This is a genomic window from Pontibacter sp. HSC-14F20, assembly GCF_019599265.1.
GTDB lineage: Bacteria > Bacteroidota > Bacteroidia > Cytophagales > Hymenobacteraceae > Pontibacter.
Window position 1 is genome coordinate 25,525 of the sequence record NZ_JAHZTC010000029.1, and the last position, 18,023, is coordinate 43,547.

The following is an 18,023-nucleotide window of genomic DNA, read 5'->3' on the forward strand; positions in this document are numbered from 1 at the left end:
GATGGAAAAAACAGAGAAAACAGAGATTACGATCGCAGAGAATCAACAGAAGATACAGGAGAAAGCACTGGCAATCTCTAAATCCATAGATCCGGGGAATCCGGAAAGTCTGAGCAATTTTGGGGTGGAAACGCAGCGCAAACTGGGGCACTATTCCAACGAGCTACTCACCAAAGTAAAAGCCAAAGACTCCGGTGAGGCAGGTGAGGCCATCAACGAACTCCTCAACCAGATCAACATGATCAAGATTGAGGAGCAGGAGAAAGGTGGGTTCTTTTCCAGACTTCCCTTTGTAAAAAAGATATCTGATAAGTCGAAGCAGTTGGCAACGCAATACAATACCGTTTCGGCTAACGTGGACGATGTGGTAGTGAAACTGGAGCGTACCCGTCAGAGCATCATGAAAGACTCGACCAGTCTGGAAGTGATGTTTAATCAGGCGGTGGAATATATCCACGAAATCCGTTCGGTGATCGCGGCCGGGAAGATGAAAATCGATGATATCGAGCAGAACATCATCCCGAAAATGCAGGAAGAGGTGGAAACAAGCGGACAGGATGAACTGGCTGTGCAGCGCCTGAGCGATATGATTTCCTTCAAAGAGCGTCTGGAGAAAAAGGTGCACGATTTTCAGTTGTCGCATACCATTGCCACCCAATCGATGCCGCAGATTCGTATGATCCAGACCACCAACGATGTGCTGGCCCAGAAGATCCAGAACTCCATTGTGACAGTGATTCCGGTATGGCGTCAGCAGGTGGCCATTGCCCTCGGTCTGGAGAAGCAGCGCAAAGCACTCGAGATTCAGAAAAAAGTAACCGATACTACCAACGAAATGCTCCGCAAAAACTCTGAGCTGCTCAAGAAAAACGTAGTGATTGCGGCACAGGAAAACGAGCGCGGCATTGTAGATGTGGATACGCTCAAGAAGGTGAACAAGGACATGGTGGAAACACTCGACCAAGTGATCAAAATATCGGAAGAAGGCAGCAAGAAACGCGCAGAAGCCGTAAGAGAACTGGCGCAGGTGCAGGAAGAGCTCAACAGCAAGATCATCGGCACTTTCGGCAAGTCCAAGCAGATCGAAATTGAATAATGATATACAAAGGGGATAAGAAAGAAGAAGAACTAGCCGTCCGGCACCGTATCCTGAGCGACGAGCAGGAGGCGGTGCTGGACCTCTATATCCAGCACATCGACAATGTGTTTGAAGAGATGAAACTCTCGGAAAAACTGCAAGTCGAAATCGAAACCCAGCACCTCAAACGTATCCTGTCTAAATGATCGGTTTTTTTCGTTCGCTTTTCGGAATGGGGCAGGAGAACACCCGTACAGTTGTCACGCACCCCGGTGCTGCCGATGCCCGTGCCATGCAGTACATCCGTGCCTCCAACGCCCGACTCAATGCCCTCCACAGGCTTTACGAGCGTTATCAGCACACACCACACGCCGAAAAATTGCTGGCCGTTTTCGAGAAGACCAAGCTGGTGCATAACTACCTGGTGACGCGCAAGCGCATACAGGAACTGGAGCTGTTTCATGTGCAGAACACGGAACATTTTATCAATACCTTCACGACGGTGATCAACGTGCACGAGCGGCACATCAAAGACAGTTACATACCCGAGCGCGAGAAGCCAAAACCACTGGCGCAGGTACAGAAGCCACGCCCTGCAGGTCAGGCACAGCCACGACCGATTGCTCCGCCCCGGCAGGAAAATCCCGGTCAGCCTTTTGAGTCTAAGGTAGAGCAGGTGCTCAAACGCATCGAATCCGAAACCATCAAAGGCATTTATACCGCCCAGAAAGTAACGGAGATGGTGAAGCGGGTTGCCAATCAGGCCCCTATGGCGCCGCCGGATGTGATGCAGGCCAAAGTACCCACACTGGTTGTTCCCATTATCGCCATCGAAACTTATTCCCGCGTGTTTTATTCACCAGAGTTAGAGGGGGGCGCTACTATTTCGCGCGAGATTTCCTTTACATCTTCGGATTCCGATAAAGAGGTTTTTCTGCAGCATGTAGCGAGTAAGTTAGCGATTGATAAAGGGGAGTTGAGTTATATCGGCAATACCATGCTGGCTATACCTGACACCAAAGGTCCTAGTCCTGCCCGGCATGTGCCGATTGTGCATTGGCGCGGGTTTCCGTATGCCATTAGTTTAATGGATTACCGGTTGTTTCCGGTTAGGATGCATCGGAAGAGTTTTTAGATTTAATTCAATTCATGGAAGAGCCTCTATTTTATCAGAGGCTCTTTTTTTGTTTGAAGCTGATGCCGCGAGCGTCTAGGCTCGTGTCTGGTATTGTGGGGTCTCTGGCCCAGGTATAGGTATAGCTTACTTTGCTTTCTAGCAACTGCAATTATAGGTATATCAAACCGACTTGTTTTATAGCTTCGCCTGTGCGGTGGGCACTCACTTTTTTCCTTGATGGGGGTAGGGGGCCCTCTATAAAGAAAAAATCGAGGGCCCCTACCCCCACTCGCTGAACGCTCTTGACAGGGGGACCCCTTCACCCCCAACAGTGGAGTGTCGTTTGGTGCACCTGGCCAAAGTGATTTGTTGCATAGCTTAAAGGGAAAGTTAGTCTTGCTATACCTTTAAATTAATAAGGGCCTTTTCCCCTTCAGGATAAGACCCTTATTAAATGGAGATCGACGAATCCTACGAACTACACGACAACATCGAGCATCCGGCTTTCTGCGAAGCCCACTCTGGCCTGGTTTGGAAAAACTCGTCGAACTTATCGGAATATGGTTCTTTGATCGCTTCCTGTAGCTTCACAAATAGGGTATCATCGCCTTTCTCTAATCCCTCGATGGCCTGGTGCAGCAGGTAGTTGCGGAGCACAAAACGCGGGTTGGCTTTTCGCATTATTTCCTGAGAATATGAGCGCTTGATCTTGTTCGTGTTCAGTCGCTCCAGGTAGTTGCTGATCAAGGTATAGAGTGCTGTTTTCTGTGCTGCTGACAGGTCGTCGTACAAGGCCCGTTTGAAAAAATCGGCTACTGCGTCTTCACTTTCCATAGCCAGCGGCAGGTCGATGAGCAACTGGTAGAAAATGGTCATGTCAGGTTGAACTTCGGACAGTGTTTTCTCGAACTGACTAATCAGGTCGCGGTCTAATTGTGATACCTGGTCGAGGCCAAGTTTGCGGCCCATCATGGCGTAGTAGGCCGTCCAGTATACGTCCTTAAATGTTTCGAGCGTGGCAACCAGTTGGTCTTTATCGGTTAGTGGCAACAGCGCACCCGCCAGAGCGCCCAGATTCCAGTAGCCGATGGAAGGCTGCTTTCCGAAAGCATACCTTCTGCCGGGCAGGTCCGTGGTGTTTGGGGTGAAGTTCGGATCGTAATTGTCCACGAAGGAGTAGGGACCGTAGTCGATGGTCAGGCCGAGGATAGACATGTTATCAGTGTTCATCACGCCGTGTACAAAGCCCACACGCATCCATTCCACCATCAGGCGGGCGGTGCGATCTACGACTTCCTTGAACCAATCGATCACTTTGTTCTCACCAGTAATATGCGCATAATAGCGGCTGATGGTCCAGTCGACGAGCTGGCGCAGGTTATCGACTTCTTTGCGGGCATTCAGCATCTCGAAATTACCGAAGCGCAAAAAGCTCGGCGCTGCCCGCATCACGATCGCACCCGGTTCGTAGGCCGCATTGCCGTTGTAGAACATATCGCGCAGCACAGGCTCACCGGTACTCACCAGACTGAGCGCACGGGTGGTCGGTATACCTAAGTAGTGCATCGCTTCGCTCATCAGATACTCGCGCACCGAAGAGCGTAGCACCGCACGGCCGTCAGCGCGGCGGGAGTAGGGGGTAAGGCCGGCGCCTTTCAGCTGCAGTTCCCAGGTTTTACCGTCAGGTGCTTCCCACTCACCCAGCGTAATGGCGCGGCCATCGCCAAGCTGACCCGCCCAGTTGCCGAACTGGTGACCGGCGTAGCAGGCAGCGTAAGGGTACATGGTGTCTGTTACGTGGTTGCCACCGAGTATGTCAATCTCCTGTTGGCCTGTTGGCTTGGCTATACCAAGCTCATTGGCAAGTGCATCTGACCAGGCCAGGAGCGTTACTTTTTCAACCGGCGTAGGTTTGGCTTTGCTGTATAGGACACCCGGCGTCTGGCGTGGCCTAAGCGTGCCGCTGTCATCACCCGCAAACGCTTCTACAAATTCTTTTTTATAAATTTTTGAGCTCAGTTGCTCCATCTTCTTTAGTTTTAGGTATAAGGTATAGCTGGATCTGGCACTTCTTTTAAACCTTTTGCCAGCCTTTTGATTTCTCTTTAACAAGATTTGTGCAAGATTAGTTAAATTTAGCAGACTTACCCTGAATAACACGTAAGCAGGGGCAGGCTATACCTTGCCACGCATCACCGAACAGACTTACAACTTTTATGTCAATCACCATATTCAGCCAGGGCAGAAACACGAGCCGCTGGGAAAATGCCCTGAAGGAACGCCGTCCGGGCTTAGTAGTACATGTTTATCCGGATACAGGCCCAGCCGGGGAAGTGGAGTTTGCCCTGGCCTGGAATCATCCGCCGGGCGCTTTTGCCAACTTCCCGAACCTGAAATGCATCTCGTCCACAGGCGCCGGTGTCGATCATATTCTACGCGATCCCGAGCTTCCTAAAGGTATACAGATCACCCGCATAGTAGACGAAAACCTGACCCAGGACATGGCCACTTTTGTGACTGCCCAAGTGCTGAACCATGTGCGCGGCCTGCACAGGTATAAGGAAGCGCAACGCAGCCGTACCTGGAAGCAGCACAGCTACAAACGCACCGCCGACGTCGTGATTGGGGTGATGGGTATGGGCGTGCTTGGTATGCACACGGCGCAGCAGCTAAACAAACTCGGCTTTAAAGTGCATGGCTGGTCACGCACTCCTAAAATGCTGGAAGGTGTCGGAACCTTTGCCGGGACAGAGGAACTGACTACTTTTCTGGAAAAAGCTGACATTCTGATCTGCCTGCTGCCTTTAACCAGCCACACCGCCAATATTCTGAATAAAGATACACTGGGCAAACTTCCCAAAGGAGCCTATGTCATCAACGTAGCGCGTGGTGAGCATCTGGTAGATGAAGATCTGATCGGATTACTCGATGAGGGGCATCTGTCCGGGGCTAGTCTGGATGTGTTTCGGGAGGAGCCGCTGCCGGAGGAGCATCCCTTCTGGGAGCACCCGCTGATCCATGTCACGCCGCATATTGCCAGCATTACCAATCCGGCTTCGGCTGTGTCGCAGATTCTGGAAAACTACGACCGCATGCGCCACGGGCAAGACCTCATTAATGTTGTTTCTAAAACCAAAGGATATTAAATGAACCCATTTCACTATGCCTTCAAAGTGAAGGACATCGAATCGACGCGCCAGTTTTACGTGGACATTTTAGGATGCAAAGAAGGGCGCAGCACCGAGCACTGGATCGATTTTGATTTTTTCGGGCACCAGCTTTCGGCTCACCTAAGCGCCAACATACCCGAGCCCGATTACTGCGGACAAGTGGCCGGAATCAGTGTGCCGGTGCCGCATTTTGGCTGTTTGCTCAGCTATGCACAGTTTGATGAAGTGCGCGAGCGACTGGTGCAGCATGCTATACCTTTCGTGGTGGAGCCTTATACCCGCTACGAGGGTCAGGTAGGAGAGCAGCGAACCATGTTCATCCTCGATCACAGCAAAAACCCGCTTGAGTTCAAGGCTTTCAAAAATCCGGGGGAGGTGTTTGCTTCCTGATCGTTTGCTATACCTGCTTAAAATCGAAGGCCAGTCCGTATGCGTTACGGACTGGCCTTTTTGTTTAAAAATCAGAAATGCTATACCTGAGATTCAGCCTCAGCCGGTCGCCTAATGGCGTAGATTAGTTCATCCTGGTATTTCCCATTTTTGTAAAAGGTGTTTTCTAGTTTGGCCTCCAGCACAAAGCCCGCTTTCTCGAGTGCACGCTGCGAGCCGATGTTGTGCCCAAAAGGACGGGCGTAGATGCGGGCGATATCCAAGTTTGCAAAGCTATAGTCCACCATCAGGCGAATCGCCTCCGTGATGATGCCTTTGCCCCAGAATGGCTCAGCTAACCAGTAGCCCATCTCAGCATTTTTCCGGTAAATGTCGTGTTGCGGATGTACGCCTATACCTCCGACAGTTTCGCTTTCTACCTCTATCGCCAGAATGTTCGGCGGATCACTTTTGGTGGCTATCTCTATAAATGCCCTGCCTTTCTCGTAGGTATAGGGGTGCGGAAAAATATCCGACATATTACGGGCGATGTTGAAGTTGTCTGCATACCGCACCAGACTGTCAAGGTCCTCCAGGGTCCAGGGGCGTAGTTTGAATTTCATCATATGCCTGCGTCAGGTATAGCTGTGAGCCGTTATTTCAAATGTTGATTAAAAAAGTCGACGGTGCGTTGCCAGGCGAGTTCAGCTGCAGCTTTGTCGTAGCGCGGCGTAGTGTCGTTGTGGAAGCCGTGGTTTGTGCCCGGGTAGAAGTGCGCTGTGTACTTTTTGTTGTGCGCTTTCAAAGCCTCTTCATATGCCGGCCAGCCCTCGTTTACGCGGGTGTCGTGCTCGGCAAAGTGTAGCAGGAGCGGCGCCTTGATCTGTGGTACATCCTCAACGGGAGCCTGACCGCCGTAAAACGGAACAGCAGCTGCCAAATCAGGTATACGCACGGCCATCATGTTCGAGATCCAGCCACCGAAGCAGAAGCCTACCACACCGGCTTTACCATTGCAGTTCTTGTGGTTTTTAAGGTAATCGTGCGCCGCTATAAAATCTTCGAGCATTTCGTTGCGGTCGCGCTGGCTTTGCAATGTACGGCCTTCGTCATCCGTACCCGGATAGCCTCCGAGTGGAGTGAGGGCATCTGGTGCAAGTGAGATGAACCCAGCCAGCGCCGCTCTTCTGGCCACATCTTCGATATGCGGATTCAGGCCCCGGTTTTCGTGCACGACCACCACGCCTCCAAGTCTTTTCTTCGCATCAGCCGGTATCGACAGCAGCGCCTTTATCGGGCCGCCGCCCTTGGGTGACTGGTAAGTAATATACTCCGAGATGATGCGCGGATCGTCGGCTGTGAGTTGTACCTTGCTCCTGTAATCCGGCATCAGAAAGCTTGCAAGCGAACCAACCGTAAGCCCGCCTACGGCATAGATCGAGAGCTTCTGCATAAAATCCCGCCGGTTGATGCGGTTGTGGGCATAGTCGTCATACAGGTCAAACACTTCTTGCTTGATGTCTTCTTTTTTGAGCTCGTCCATAGGAGGTGGTTTTTTTGTTCTTGATGAAGCAGCTTTGCTATACCTGTCGGAATTTTGAAAAGTACATAAATATCATTTAAGGTAATGAAAATGAGTGGGATAATAGTTAGATAAGACTTAAATTATTTTGATTTTGATAGGGAGAGAAACCTGTAGCTGCTGATGTGTGTTTGGCTTCCTCTTGTATATCCTTCAAAGTCAGAATATATGTTTTACTTCACTTTCCTTTTATGAATCAGGTTTTGGGCTTTTTGAAATAATGAGTCTCATCAATCCGGGAAACCATCGTTGCAACCATACAAATGCTTTGCCATGGCCAGTAAAAATATAATTTCTCTTTCGTTTCAAAATAGCATTAACCATTACTTTCGCAGCTTTATCAGTAGGCCACATCAGATTTGACGGACGTGGATCTGGTCGCTTAGGATGCCAAACGCCATCATTGTCGATCCTTGCAATTTCAGAAACTACAAATCCGGGATGCATCGTCATGCAACTCACCCCAGTACCCATTAACTCAACCTGTAAAGTCTGACCAATAGAATGTACGGCAGCTTTTGAAGCCCCATATGCACCCAAATTAGGATTAGGAAGATATGCCCCCACACTGCCCACCAAACCGATCCTTCCATTGTTTTTCTTTTAATGGGGCAGGGCATATTTAACTGTTAAGGCTAAGCCTGTGATATTACCCTGTAATTGTCTATTCCATTCTTTGGCTGTTAGCTTTTCTATACTTCCAAAAACACCAAAACCGGCATTGGCTGCAACAACATCCAAGCGCCCCCAGGCTGTAATGATTTGTTCGACTACCTTTTCAATAGCATTTTCATCCGTTATATCACACGGAATCGCCAATGCCTCTCCCTTGAGTGACTAATCTCGTTAGCCACATTTTCCAACAGTTCTTTACGCCTGGAGGACAGAGCTACTTTATATCCTAATCTTGCCCATTCAAAGTCCATTGCCTTGCCGATGCCAGACGAAGCACCTGTTATCCAAACCACATTCTCTTGTGCCTTATTAATGATTTTTAGTTAGGATAATTGCTTTCTGAACTAACAGACAACGGTACTTATGAAGCAGAATGGTGCAGCGTCAGCAAGCCGTACTGCTAAACTTGGTTGGCAGAAGTACTTCTTAATCATTCCATCCGTAAACCCACCATTGCTTATCTGTGCTGTCATAAACATGGTTAATTAGTCCACCATTCTTAAATTTAAGGCTGTAGGTGTCAGCACTGAAATTGTAGGAATAAGTTAATGTAATCAAATCGTTATCTCTGTCAATTGTCGCTAAATCACTTGGATACCGACCATTGTACTGCCTATATTCTTCTAAATCATTGATGATAGCCTCTGCCTTTGTTTTCTTTATCTTTTCCACTGCAGCAAGGGATAATAATGGAGAGAATATGAGCAGTACTAAAACTATTAATCCAGTAAATCCTTCAAGCCTAAGTTCTCTGTTGTTTATTACAAATCCCTTAACGGTTAAGGCTAAATACACAAGAAATATAACAGCCAGTACAGGAAGAGTAAAAAGAAGTGTGAAAGCAACTATAATCGCAATAAAGTCAACATGTACCCAGACCAACCCACAGAGAAGTAATCCCAGCATTGGCAGATATGTAGTCATTCTTTTCTTTATTGTCTGATTGCCAACTTGTAGTTAAACGGAAATCTAATCGGTTTATCTGCACTTTGAGTGGAGTACCATAGCAGCTGCTTCATCACTTGGTCGCCTCGATAGCGCTCTACTAATATAGCGCTTATACATAAACTCTCTCACTGATTCATTATTTTTTCAGCGTGTGGCTAACTATAGTGTTAATGACTATGTAAATCAAGTCATTAAGGAAAATAATTGGGTTTTTTTCTGAGTGGATTCAGCAAATTTTCCCCTAAGAAAATAGCCTGTATGATGCTCAGCCAATGTAGGAAATATCCGTAAGCGTTTATAAGCGCAACTACACGTTTCAAAAAAACGGATGTTTCAATTATCAGAGTTGGGTTTGGCGGGTTTTCGACTGACAGGTTGCACCTTAAAGGAATGCTATACCTACCGCACTATCCTAAAATTCCGGCTTCGCCTAAGCAAGGTATAAAATTGCTCGCGGTGTTTCCGCAAGGCGTAGGTGGCGAGGTAGGCAGCGGCCGATCCGAGTAGCATGGAACCCAGCACGTCGCTGGGGTAGTGCACGCCCAATGCCAGTCTGGAGTAGGCTACAAGCAAGGCCCAGGTCAGCAGGAGGCCGCGCAGGACTGGGTTACGGAACATCAGTACAAGCACAACGGCCGCCGTGAAAGCAAAAGCCGTGTGGCCCGAAGGAAAGGAGGGACTGCTGGCTTCTGCAATCTGCTCAATTGTGTCGTGGGTCACAAATGGGCGGGGGCGATCGACAGTATACTTCAGCAAGCCAATAAACAGAATATTCAACCCCATGGCAAATACATACTGATAGGCCTTTAGCTTAAGCGAAACCAACCGCCTGAAGTGCCCCGCCAGGTATAGGCAAATCGGTACTACGGCACCAAGTCCGTAGGCGGTCACTGTCAGGGTGAGCAGCACAAAATCCAGGTCTGTTTCCCGGTTGCCATTCAGCAGTTGCAGCGTGGCCAGGTCCAGGTCTGCAAAAGTTTCGAAGAGTGTGGTAGTGAGTATGAGCGCCAGATGCGGGAGCAGAAACATGGGTAAGCTTTAATATATTTTTTCTGTTTCTATACGTGGTTTTCTCATTTCCATTGTCCGAAATGCAGCAAGGTGGCAGATTTAATTTGGAGCGGATGCAACTGTGCTACGAAATAATTGTCTTTAGCTTATCCCCACAAATACAAAGGCGGAAGTTTAAAATTATCATTCGATAGGCTATGAAAAAAAATGTACTTTTTTTGATGGGATTGCTATGCCTTTTCCTGTCGCTTTCAAGTGCTGCATGGGCGCAGGAAGCTGGTAAAATATCAGGCACACTTTCTGACTCGCTAACAGGAAAGCCTATTGAGTATGCAACGGTCGCCCTGCTCCAGTCCGGCAATACGAAGGCACTGCAAAGCGCACTCACCGATACCAATGGCCGCTTTTCTTTTGAAGGTATAGCACCGGGTAATTACCAGCTGGCCATCAGCTTCCTGGGTTATCAGAAAAAGTTTATCAGCCGGGTAACAGTCAGTGCGGCAAAGCCAGAGACGGCGGTCGGGAATATCAGACTGGCACCCAGCACAACGCAGTTGAAGGAAGTAACCGTGGAGGCACTCCGTCCCACCATCACCCAGGAAGCCGACCGTATGGTGGTGAGCATAGAAGGAACGGCTCTGGCTGCAGGCCGTACGGCTTATGATGTGCTGGCTACCTCGCCGGGCGTTTTCATAGACCAGGAAGGCAACATACAACTGAATGGCAGGGCAGGGGTTACTGTTATGCTGGACGGCAAACTGACTTATCTCTCCGCCCGCGACCTGCGCTCGCTGCTCGAAGGCATGTCAGCCGAAAACATCCGCAACATCGAGATCATCACCAACCCTTCATCCAAGTACGATGCAGAGGGCTCTTCGGGCATCCTGAACATCAACCTGAAAAAGAATACGCTGCAGGGTATAAATGGTAGCGCCTATGCAGGTGCCAACTACAATGGAAAACAGTACGGTTATTCTACCGGGGGCAACATCAATCACAGAACAGGTCCCTGGAATTCTTTCCTGAACCTGGACATGGCACGCCGGGTAGGCGGCCGGGATGCTACCTTTAACAGGGTTTTCCAGGGAGACGAAAGTACTACTTATTTCGACCAGGTGGCGACCGGCAATTATGAAGTGCAAGGACCTCCTGCTGTTCGGGTGGGTACGGATTACAGCTTCGACGAGCGCCATAGTGTGGGTGTGATGGGATATTTCAACACTAACAAACTGCACGCTGACTTCCTGACCGAAACCTATATCGGAAATGCCCCTAACCAGCCGACGCAGTTTATCGATGCGGATAACTTTAACCAGAACCGCTTCACCAACTTCACTACCAACCTGCACTACATGGGCAAGTACGACACCCTCGGCACGACGCTTACCGCCGACCTGGATTTCGTGAAGATCAAAAACAGAGGTGACGCCAACTTCTACAATTATTTTTATGACCTGGAAACCGGATTGCCGCCAACACAAGACTTCCTGTATACCAACACGCCCAACGAGTTTGATATTTTTGCAGCCAAAGTAGATTTTACACGTCCGCTCGCCAACGGCCGGAAGGTGGAAGTAGGAGCAAAGGCCAGCCGGGTAGTTTCTGACAATGACTCCCGCTTTTACTTTAACAATAGCGAGAATCTGCAACTGGATGAACGACGCACGAACCACTTTGTGTATGATGAGAACATCTATGCCGGCTACCTTAACCTGAACTCCAAGCTGGGCGAACATCTGAGTGTGCAGGCGGGTGTGCGGGCAGAGTATACCACCTCGCGGGGAGAGTCGATTACCACCCGTGATGTGAACGATCGTGATTATCTCAACCTGTTTCCGAGCCTGTTTGTGCAGCAGAAAGTGAGCGACAACTACCAGATCAACTACAACTACAGCCGGCGCATCCAGCGTCCGAACTACGGTCAGCTCAACCCTTTCTTTGCCTATCGCGACCCCTATACCTACTGGCAGGGAAATCCGGATCTGCGTCCGCAGTACACCCACGCCATCGGCATCACGCAGGTGTTTAAAAAGACTTACAACCTGGTGCTCAATTACCAGCTCAACCGCGATGTTATCGCCGAGTTGCCAGAGATTATACCTGAGACGTCCACTACGATCTACTATGTCGGTAACGTGCCTAAATCCCGCAACCTGAGCCTGACCGCCATTGTGCCGTTTACGATCATGAAAAACTGGGAGAGCAGCAACACCATGCTCCTTTCTTACAATGAGTTCTCGGCAGTGGTGAACAAGCAACAGATGATCAACGACCAGATGTTTTACATGCTGCAGACGAACCACACGATCATGCTACCTAAGAAAATAAAGCTGGAGCTAAACGGCACTTACCAGGGACCGGGAGCTTATGCACTCTATGTAATAGATCCGCGCTGGTGGGTGAACGTAGGGGTAAAGAAAAGCTTTCTGGAGGAGAAGCTGGAGCTGAGCGTCAACGCAAACGACATTTTCAAAACCCAGGACCTCATCATCAGTGCCCTGGTGGGCGAAGGCAACGTCAGCGACTGGAACCAGTATTTCCGGCAGCGCAATATCGGGTTCACGCTGCGCTACAAGTTCAGCAAAGGAGAGAAGCCTGAAGAGCGCAAACGCAGCACCCTGGAAGAACTGAACCGTACGGGTAATTAAGAAATTATTGTTTGTTCTGTCGAAAAATAAAGGGGTATTGTTCCTGCATATTTTAGGATGACCTTCTTATCCTTGAAAATATTATGGATAGTAATGTAGAAGAAGAACACGGGAATACTTCAGCCGCAAAGCCGGCACTGATTCTTATATTTCATATCTTCTTAGGCATGGCTTTCGTAGAGAAGAGAGCAAAATAAACCACTTAGGAAACATGAAAACCAATACATCAAACTCCTCGAATCCTTTGAATTACCTGATGGAAAATCCGGGTGAGATCATGAACGTTGTGAAAAACCCTGGCAAGTTCGGACTGGATACCTACAACGGTCTGGACACCAGACAAAAGCAGTATGTGCTCTTTGCCGTGGGTGCCGGCTTGATTGGGTATGGCATATACCTGGGTATGAATAAAAAGTAAATGTCTGAACATCAACCTTATGAGTTGACTTACGTATACCTTGGTATAGACATTATGTTTACGTTCAGACAGGTGTAAACCTGAGATAAAGCTTGTAGAAGCTTTTTGGAAGAATTGCTTCCATGTTTGACGGAACATGAAAAGGAAAGACCTGCCTTAAGCAATGCTTGAAGCAGGTCTTTCTGTTTTTATACCTGATGAGCGGCCGACTATTTTTTCTTTTTGCCCAAGCCTTTGCGGGAATGGCGAAGCTTATGCTGCTCTTCTTTCAAAACCTTGAACTCCTCGTTTGAGATCGTAACTGTATACTCTACCGACGACAGCACATGCTCATGCTCAAACTCGTCGTATACCAGCAGCACTGACAAAAACCTGTTCTCGTTGCGCACATATTCCCCGTCTTCCTTGTCATACACATCGAAATCGTACTCGCCTTCCTGCAGATGTTTCTCCGGTTTGCGGGCCAACTGATCTCCGGTGATCACGAGCGGTTCTTCCAATTCGACCTCCAGGTTAAAAGGCTGAAAATACTTGCCATCCTTTTTGTAGGTCACATATTCGATCTTGTCCACCTCGACGGCTATACCTGCGTTGCGGTCGTCGCGTTTGTTTTTAATGTTGAGAATGTTGCCAGTCAGTTTCATGCTGCAAAATTAAGGTTATAATTGAAACAAGCCCTAACTTTACCTATCCATAAAACATTGGCCCAGCCCACAGGTATAGAAAGTCAGATTGCTATACCTGCCGGATGGGCAGAATTGACCTTTTTGCATGTCGACTGCCGATACAAACGATTTTTTTATAGAACAACGCAGCAGCGCTGAGATCAAATCTGAGCTGCTGAACGAATTTTTTAAGGCCTGGTGCAGCGCCCAGTTACAGGGGCAGCGCTATAAGTCTAACCCGGTGCTGGCCTTTATCGACCTGTACGCCGGTGATGGGAAGCCGGAAGAAGGCAAGCCTGCCACACCGGTGCGCGTGCTCAACAGCATTTTCGGCGCTACTGACAAGTATAACCTCAACAAAGTGGTGCGTACTTTTTTTAATGATGAAAAAAAGACCGTCACCGCCAAACTAAAAGCGAACCTGCAACAGCTACCTTACTTCCAGGACCTTCAGCACAAGCCGGTACTATTGCATGAAGAAGCAAGTCTGACAACGCTCGCCAAGCTCCTCGGAAGCGATGTGCCTACTTTGCTATACCTTGATCCCTTTGGTTACGAGTTTTCGCAGCAATTGCTGTTGCAGTCAGTGCGCCGATGGGGACTCGATCTGTTCATGCTCTTCACACCGGCCAAACTTCGGGCTGTTGTGCAAGGTGCCACAGATGATAGTATGATGGCTGATGTGTTTGGCAAGGAGCGTCTGCAGAAGATCCGTGAGTTCTGTGACCGTTACCAGGATGCCGGACAGCGCGAAGATTTTATGGTAGACCAGTTTGAGGACGTTTTCCGGGATAAGGATTACAAGACGTTCCGTTTCAAGATCAGTCTGCCCAAAAAGAACCAGACGAGCCACTACCTGTTTTTTGTATCAAAGAACGATGCGCCCTACATGAAAATGAAAGAGCTCATGCTCATGTATAGCGACTACCAGGAAGACGGGGTGCCGCTTTTTGGAGCCAACATAAAGCACCAGCTGTCGCTGTTTCAGGAGCAGTACCGCTACTCGATCAAAAACCTGATCACTGACCTGGCTGGTAAGCGTGCCTATTACCATAATCTCCCGATCGACAGCATTTACCGGCACCATAATATCGGCACGAATTATATCCGGGGGAATTACAAAGAAGCGTTGGAGGCGCTGAAAGCGGAGGGAGTAGTGGAAGCGATCAATCCTGTTTCCCGACAGCCGATGCGGAAGGTTACGTTTACTTCGATTATTGGGTATAAGTAAGGAGAGGTTCTTTTTGCTTGGCCGGCGGGGCTTATTGCAGGTATAGCTTCATGGCGCAAGCATCCACGCTCGTGTCTACTATGGTGGGGCCTCTGGCCCAAGTATAGCTTTGTAGCCTCTGCTATTTACAGGTATAGAAGGCTGTATTGTTTTATAGCTTGCCCTGGCCGGGCGGGCCTTACTTTTTCCCTTGATGGGTGTAGGGGCCCTCGATAAAGAAAAAAATCAAGGGCCCCTACACCCACTCGCTGAAGGCTCTTGACAGGGGGACCCCTTCACCCCCAACAGTGGAGTGTCGTAATGGTGCACCTGGCTGATGTGATCTATTTCATAGCTTGAGGGGCAAGTTAGTCTTGCTATACCTGTCAGTGAAATGAGACAGTTACGACATTGCCTACACCTAACAATCAGTAATGACAGAAGTCCCCCATTGAAGGGTAGGGCTGTTAAGTTCTCACCTACGTAAACTAAAAGGTTTAGTAAAAGGAGGGAAAAATGGAAACGAGCGGACTTAGTTTACTGGCCTGTTTACGGGAGGTGCCTGATTTTCGCAGGGCGCAGGGCCGGCGTTACCCCCTGGCCGAGACCCTATGCATCATCGTGATGGGCATCATGAGCGGTTGTTGCGCCTACCGGGAGATAGGGCGCTTCCTTGGCCACAACCTCGAGGAGCTCGTCTCCTGCCTGGGACTTGAGCGCAGGCAGCTCCCCAGCCATGTGACCGTCCGGCAGGTGCTCACCCATGTCGACTTCAGGGCTCTGGCGGCGGCCTTCCACCGCTGGGCGGCCGGGCAGGGGCGGCGGGTGGTGAGCATCGACGGCAAGAGCCTGCGCTCCACGGTGAGCGAGCACGACAACGAGCGGCAGAACTTGGTGGTGCTGGTGAGCGCCTTCTGCCAGCAGACAGGGCTGGTGGAGGAGGTGGAGCGCTTCGAGAACGGCAGGCAGAGCGAGATAGGCAGCGTGCGGGAGCTGCTGGAGCGGATGCGGCAGCGGGGCCTGCTGCTGACGCTCGACGCGCTGCACTGCCAAAAAAAACGGCCCGCCTGATCGTCTCCCACCGCCAGCACTACCTCATCAAGGTCAAGGGCAACCAGTCAAAGCTGCTCTCAGACATCAAGCAGGCTGCTGCCCAGGGGAGCCCCGTCGGGCGCTGGCAGGAGAGCGAGCGCTGCCGGGGAAGGGAGGTGCGCCGCACGCTGGAGCTGTTTGCGGCCAGTGCGAAGGCGAAAGCCCAGTGGCCGGGGCTTGCGTGGTATGTTCGCCTGGTGCGCCGGGGCAGGCGGAAGGGACAGGACTACGAGCGGAGCAGCTACTACATCTGCAGCCTCAAAAAGGCGGAGGCGGCCCAGCTGGCCCAGGTCATCCGGGGGCATTGGGGGATTGAGAACCGGGTGCACTGGGAGAAGGATGTGACCCTGGGGGAGGACGGCAACGGCATCTACACAGGACAGGCGCCCGAGAACCTGTCGCTCTTGAAGAGCATGGCCTTGAACATCGCCCGCAAAAGCGGGTTTCAATCTATGAAGGAAGCCATCACAGCTTTTGCCAATAAGATTGACTTAATAACTAAATTAATTAGAACTTAACAGCCCTACCTCTTAGGAGGGGCAGGTGTGGGTATAATCAGAAGGAGTAGCAAATTACGGCAACTACAAAGCTATACCTGTAAGGTGGTAATGGCGGAAAGTCCCCCTTTGAAAGGGAAAGGGGGATGTCAATCATTCCGAAATTCTTTTTTGTGGGCAAGGTCATTTCATTCTAAAAAGGCAAGCTTGAAACGGGCTGTCTTTCTGTTAAGAAACTTGGTTAAAGAGAAATTAAGCCTGTGCTACGGGCTAGCAAGATCCTTACGGGATGACAAATAAGTAAAGTGAAACGATAGTAACATCAACAAGAAAAGTTAGACTTCAAGAACCATAAACAAAACACCAATGCAACATCCAAAACTATTTATGCTGATGCTCGGATGTCGGCCGGCGGGGCGCAACACGGAGCAGCACGACCTGTTCTTTGCTATTGGCGAGCAGGTGAAAGACCTGGTGCCGGCCATCAAGTCTTTCTGGCCAGAGGCGAAGGGCAACATCCACGTCGATGCCTGGCGGGAAGTGACACAGGTAAATGGTTACCAGATAAAGGTAATACCCAAAGCGGCTATACCTGCTGAAGCCGGGGTAGACAGACTTTTCTTTCTGAATCTTGGCGGGTATAAGCCTGGCGAGTTTGACGAATTTCATTACAAGATGCTGGCCGTTGCGCAAGACCAGGCGGGAGCGGTGCAGCAGGCCAAACAAACTGCTTTTTACAAACACACCGGTTTCAAAGGCGCTTCCTCTCACATTGACGATAAGTTTGGTGTGGATGTGGACGAAGTATTTGAGGTAAAAGACATCCTGACAGCTGAGGACAAGCAAAAATTCAGCCTTGAGATCACACCAGGTATAGCAGGGCCCGACGACGAGATGCACCTGGGTTATTTCCAGTTGCATAAATTGTAGATTATTAAAAGGTTCGGATAAATACGATAGAGTCCCAGTTTCATTTTGGTCTCTTTAGTTAGAATACTTATAAAAAAAGCCCCAGCCTAAAAGTTAGGCTGGGGCTTTTTTTATAAGCGGTTACTGCTTAGAGCGTTTTCATTAGTTTAAACACCTTTATTCCTCTAGAGCTTTCCATTCTCAGGAAGTAGACGCCTGGTGTCTTCATCTTTTCAGAGAAGTCGAAATCCACTTGCCTTGATGATGCTTCTTTCGTCAGTTCACCTGAGTAGAGCCTCTCCCCAATGGAATTCAACAAACTGTACCGGAGTTGTTCATTTGCTGCAACAGGCACAACTAGCTTAACACGACCATCACTAGTAGGGTTCGGGTACACATAAGAGGGTTCCTCTGCTTCAGGCGATCTCTGTTCTTTTGACGCGCTATTAGCCATTACTCCACTCTCTTCCACCACATTGAAGGAGATGGTGAGCGGGGTTCCGGCCACACCGGTTCCGTTGGCGCCGGCATACGGGGTGGCCGTCAGGGTATAGGTGCCTGTTGCCGGCGGGTTCCAGTTGCCGAAGTAGTAGTTACCGCGTCCGTCATCGCCGTGCAAGGCGTAGGGGGCGGC

The 18,023-nt window shown here is 49.6% G+C and carries 16 protein-coding genes and 2 pseudogenes; 10 read left to right on the forward strand and 8 right to left on the reverse strand.

Annotation, left to right across the window (positions count from 1 at the left end; translation table 11 throughout):
- Window position 1 precedes the first annotated feature (1 nt).
- The 3 genes from K3G39_RS19485 to K3G39_RS19495 are packed head-to-tail and all read left to right on the forward strand — an operon-like array spanning window position 2 to window position 2,213.
- Complete coding sequence (locus K3G39_RS19485; protein WP_220627854.1) at window positions 2-1,096, forward strand: toxic anion resistance protein; 1,095 nt, start codon at window positions 2-4, stop codon at window positions 1,094-1,096.
- Window positions 1,096-1,284 (forward strand): hypothetical protein, encoded by a 189-nt coding sequence (locus K3G39_RS19490; RefSeq protein WP_220627855.1) that lies wholly within the window; start codon window positions 1,096-1,098, stop codon window positions 1,282-1,284. Before K3G39_RS19485 ends, K3G39_RS19490 begins: the two co-directional genes overlap by 1 nt.
- Window positions 1,281-2,213 (forward strand): hypothetical protein, encoded by a 933-nt coding sequence (locus tag K3G39_RS19495; RefSeq protein ID WP_220627856.1) that lies wholly within the window; start codon window positions 1,281-1,283, stop codon window positions 2,211-2,213. The genes K3G39_RS19490 and K3G39_RS19495 overlap by 4 nt, the downstream gene beginning before the upstream one ends.
- Window positions 2,214-2,666: 453 nt before the next feature.
- Here K3G39_RS19495 and K3G39_RS19500 read toward each other — a convergent pair whose 3' ends face one another.
- On the reverse strand, window positions 2,667-4,223 hold the full coding sequence (locus tag K3G39_RS19500) for a YdiU family protein (protein ID WP_220627857.1): 1,557 nt from the start codon (window positions 4,221-4,223) through the stop codon (window positions 2,667-2,669).
- A 188-nt stretch (window positions 4,224-4,411) separates the two neighbouring features.
- Between K3G39_RS19500 and K3G39_RS19505 the strand changes: the two genes are divergently transcribed.
- Both K3G39_RS19505 and K3G39_RS19510 read left to right on the forward strand, forming a co-directional pair.
- Entirely contained in the window at window positions 4,412-5,341 is a 930-nt protein-coding gene (locus K3G39_RS19505; RefSeq protein ID WP_220627858.1) for a glyoxylate/hydroxypyruvate reductase A, read from the forward strand.
- Entirely contained in the window at window positions 5,342-5,755 is a 414-nt protein-coding gene (locus K3G39_RS19510; protein WP_220627859.1) for a VOC family protein, read from the forward strand.
- Between the two features lie 80 nt (window positions 5,756-5,835).
- On the opposite strand, the gene K3G39_RS19515 is transcribed toward K3G39_RS19510, so the two are convergent.
- The 5 genes and pseudogenes from K3G39_RS19515 to K3G39_RS19535 form a co-directional block, all read right to left on the reverse strand.
- A complete protein-coding gene (locus K3G39_RS19515) occupies window positions 5,836-6,360 on the reverse strand; it encodes a GNAT family N-acetyltransferase (RefSeq protein ID WP_255594537.1) in 525 nt (174 codons plus the stop codon).
- Between the two features lie 29 nt (window positions 6,361-6,389).
- Complete coding sequence (locus K3G39_RS19520) at window positions 6,390-7,277, reverse strand: dienelactone hydrolase family protein (protein WP_220627860.1); 888 nt, start codon at window positions 7,275-7,277, stop codon at window positions 6,390-6,392.
- Window positions 7,278-7,505: 228 nt separating this feature from the next.
- Window positions 7,506-8,242: pseudogene (locus K3G39_RS19525) on the reverse strand (SDR family NAD(P)-dependent oxidoreductase).
- Between the two features lie 175 nt (window positions 8,243-8,417).
- Window positions 8,418-8,915, reverse strand: coding sequence for a hypothetical protein (locus K3G39_RS19530; RefSeq protein WP_220627861.1), 498 nt, complete (start codon window positions 8,913-8,915; stop codon window positions 8,418-8,420).
- 423 nt (window positions 8,916-9,338) lie between these two features.
- Window positions 9,339-9,968 (reverse strand): phosphatase PAP2 family protein, encoded by a 630-nt coding sequence (locus tag K3G39_RS19535; RefSeq protein ID WP_220627862.1) that lies wholly within the window; start codon window positions 9,966-9,968, stop codon window positions 9,339-9,341.
- A gap of 179 nt (window positions 9,969-10,147) precedes the next feature.
- Between K3G39_RS19535 and K3G39_RS19540 the strand changes: the two genes are divergently transcribed.
- Entirely contained in the window at window positions 10,148-12,598 is a 2,451-nt protein-coding gene (locus tag K3G39_RS19540) for a TonB-dependent receptor domain-containing protein (protein ID WP_220627863.1), read from the forward strand.
- A 211-nt stretch (window positions 12,599-12,809) separates the two neighbouring features.
- Window positions 12,810-13,016: a hypothetical protein gene (locus K3G39_RS19545; RefSeq protein ID WP_220627864.1), complete on the forward strand. Its 207-nt coding sequence runs from the start codon at window positions 12,810-12,812 to the stop codon at window positions 13,014-13,016.
- Window positions 13,017-13,225: 209 nt separating this feature from the next.
- Here the strand turns inward: K3G39_RS19545 and K3G39_RS19550 are convergent, their stop codons facing one another.
- A complete protein-coding gene (locus tag K3G39_RS19550; protein WP_220627865.1) occupies window positions 13,226-13,660 on the reverse strand; it encodes a hypothetical protein in 435 nt (144 codons plus the stop codon).
- 127 nt (window positions 13,661-13,787) lie between these two features.
- On the opposite strand from K3G39_RS19550, the gene tcmP reads away from it, so the two are divergent.
- The 3 genes and pseudogenes from tcmP to K3G39_RS19570 all read left to right on the forward strand — a co-directional run bounded on the left by tcmP (window position 13,788) and on the right by K3G39_RS19570 (window position 17,410).
- Window positions 13,788-14,912, forward strand: a complete 1,125-nt coding sequence (tcmP, locus tag K3G39_RS19555) for a three-Cys-motif partner protein TcmP (RefSeq protein ID WP_220627866.1) — start codon at window positions 13,788-13,790, stop codon at window positions 14,910-14,912.
- 495 nt (window positions 14,913-15,407) lie between these two features.
- Window positions 15,408-16,501, forward strand: a pseudogene (locus K3G39_RS21040) (ISAs1 family transposase).
- Window positions 16,502-16,846: 345 nt separating this feature from the next.
- Window positions 16,847-17,410: a DUF1543 domain-containing protein gene (locus K3G39_RS19570; protein ID WP_220627868.1), complete on the forward strand. Its 564-nt coding sequence runs from the start codon at window positions 16,847-16,849 to the stop codon at window positions 17,408-17,410.
- 127 nt (window positions 17,411-17,537) lie between these two features.
- Here K3G39_RS19570 and K3G39_RS19575 read toward each other — a convergent pair.
- A partial coding sequence (locus tag K3G39_RS19575; protein ID WP_220627869.1) for a T9SS type A sorting domain-containing protein occupies window positions 17,538-18,023 on the reverse strand: 486 nt, incomplete at its 5' end.

Bases quoted from the DNA above. Each gene is read 5' to 3' on its own strand.
- K3G39_RS19500 (WP_220627857.1), bottom strand. From the start codon at position 4,223: ATGGAGCAACTGAGCTCAAAAATTTATAAAAAAGAATTTGTAGAAGCG.
- K3G39_RS19495 (WP_220627856.1), top strand. From the start codon at position 1,281: ATGATCGGTTTTTTTCGTTCGCTTTTCGGAATGGGGCAGGAGAACACC.
- K3G39_RS19545 (WP_220627864.1), top strand. From the start codon at position 12,810: ATGAAAACCAATACATCAAACTCCTCGAATCCTTTGAATTACCTGATG.
- K3G39_RS19570 (WP_220627868.1), top strand. From the start codon at position 16,847: ATGCAACATCCAAAACTATTTATGCTGATGCTCGGATGTCGGCCGGCG.
- K3G39_RS19550 (WP_220627865.1), bottom strand. From the start codon at position 13,660: ATGAAACTGACTGGCAACATTCTCAACATTAAAAACAAACGCGACGAC.
- K3G39_RS19540 (WP_220627863.1), top strand. From the start codon at position 10,148: ATGAAAAAAAATGTACTTTTTTTGATGGGATTGCTATGCCTTTTCCTG.
- K3G39_RS19510 (WP_220627859.1), top strand. From the start codon at position 5,342: ATGAACCCATTTCACTATGCCTTCAAAGTGAAGGACATCGAATCGACG.
- K3G39_RS19485 (WP_220627854.1), top strand. From the start codon at position 2: ATGGAAAAAACAGAGAAAACAGAGATTACGATCGCAGAGAATCAACAG.
- tcmP (WP_220627866.1), top strand. From the start codon at position 13,788: ATGTCGACTGCCGATACAAACGATTTTTTTATAGAACAACGCAGCAGC.
- K3G39_RS19520 (WP_220627860.1), bottom strand. From the start codon at position 7,277: ATGGACGAGCTCAAAAAAGAAGACATCAAGCAAGAAGTGTTTGACCTG.
- K3G39_RS19505 (WP_220627858.1), top strand. From the start codon at position 4,412: ATGTCAATCACCATATTCAGCCAGGGCAGAAACACGAGCCGCTGGGAA.
- K3G39_RS19490 (WP_220627855.1), top strand. From the start codon at position 1,096: ATGATATACAAAGGGGATAAGAAAGAAGAAGAACTAGCCGTCCGGCAC.
- K3G39_RS19535 (WP_220627862.1), bottom strand. From the start codon at position 9,968: ATGTTTCTGCTCCCGCATCTGGCGCTCATACTCACTACCACACTCTTC.
- K3G39_RS19515 (WP_255594537.1), bottom strand. From the start codon at position 6,360: ATGATGAAATTCAAACTACGCCCCTGGACCCTGGAGGACCTTGACAGT.
- K3G39_RS19530 (WP_220627861.1), bottom strand. From the start codon at position 8,915: ATGACTACATATCTGCCAATGCTGGGATTACTTCTCTGTGGGTTGGTC.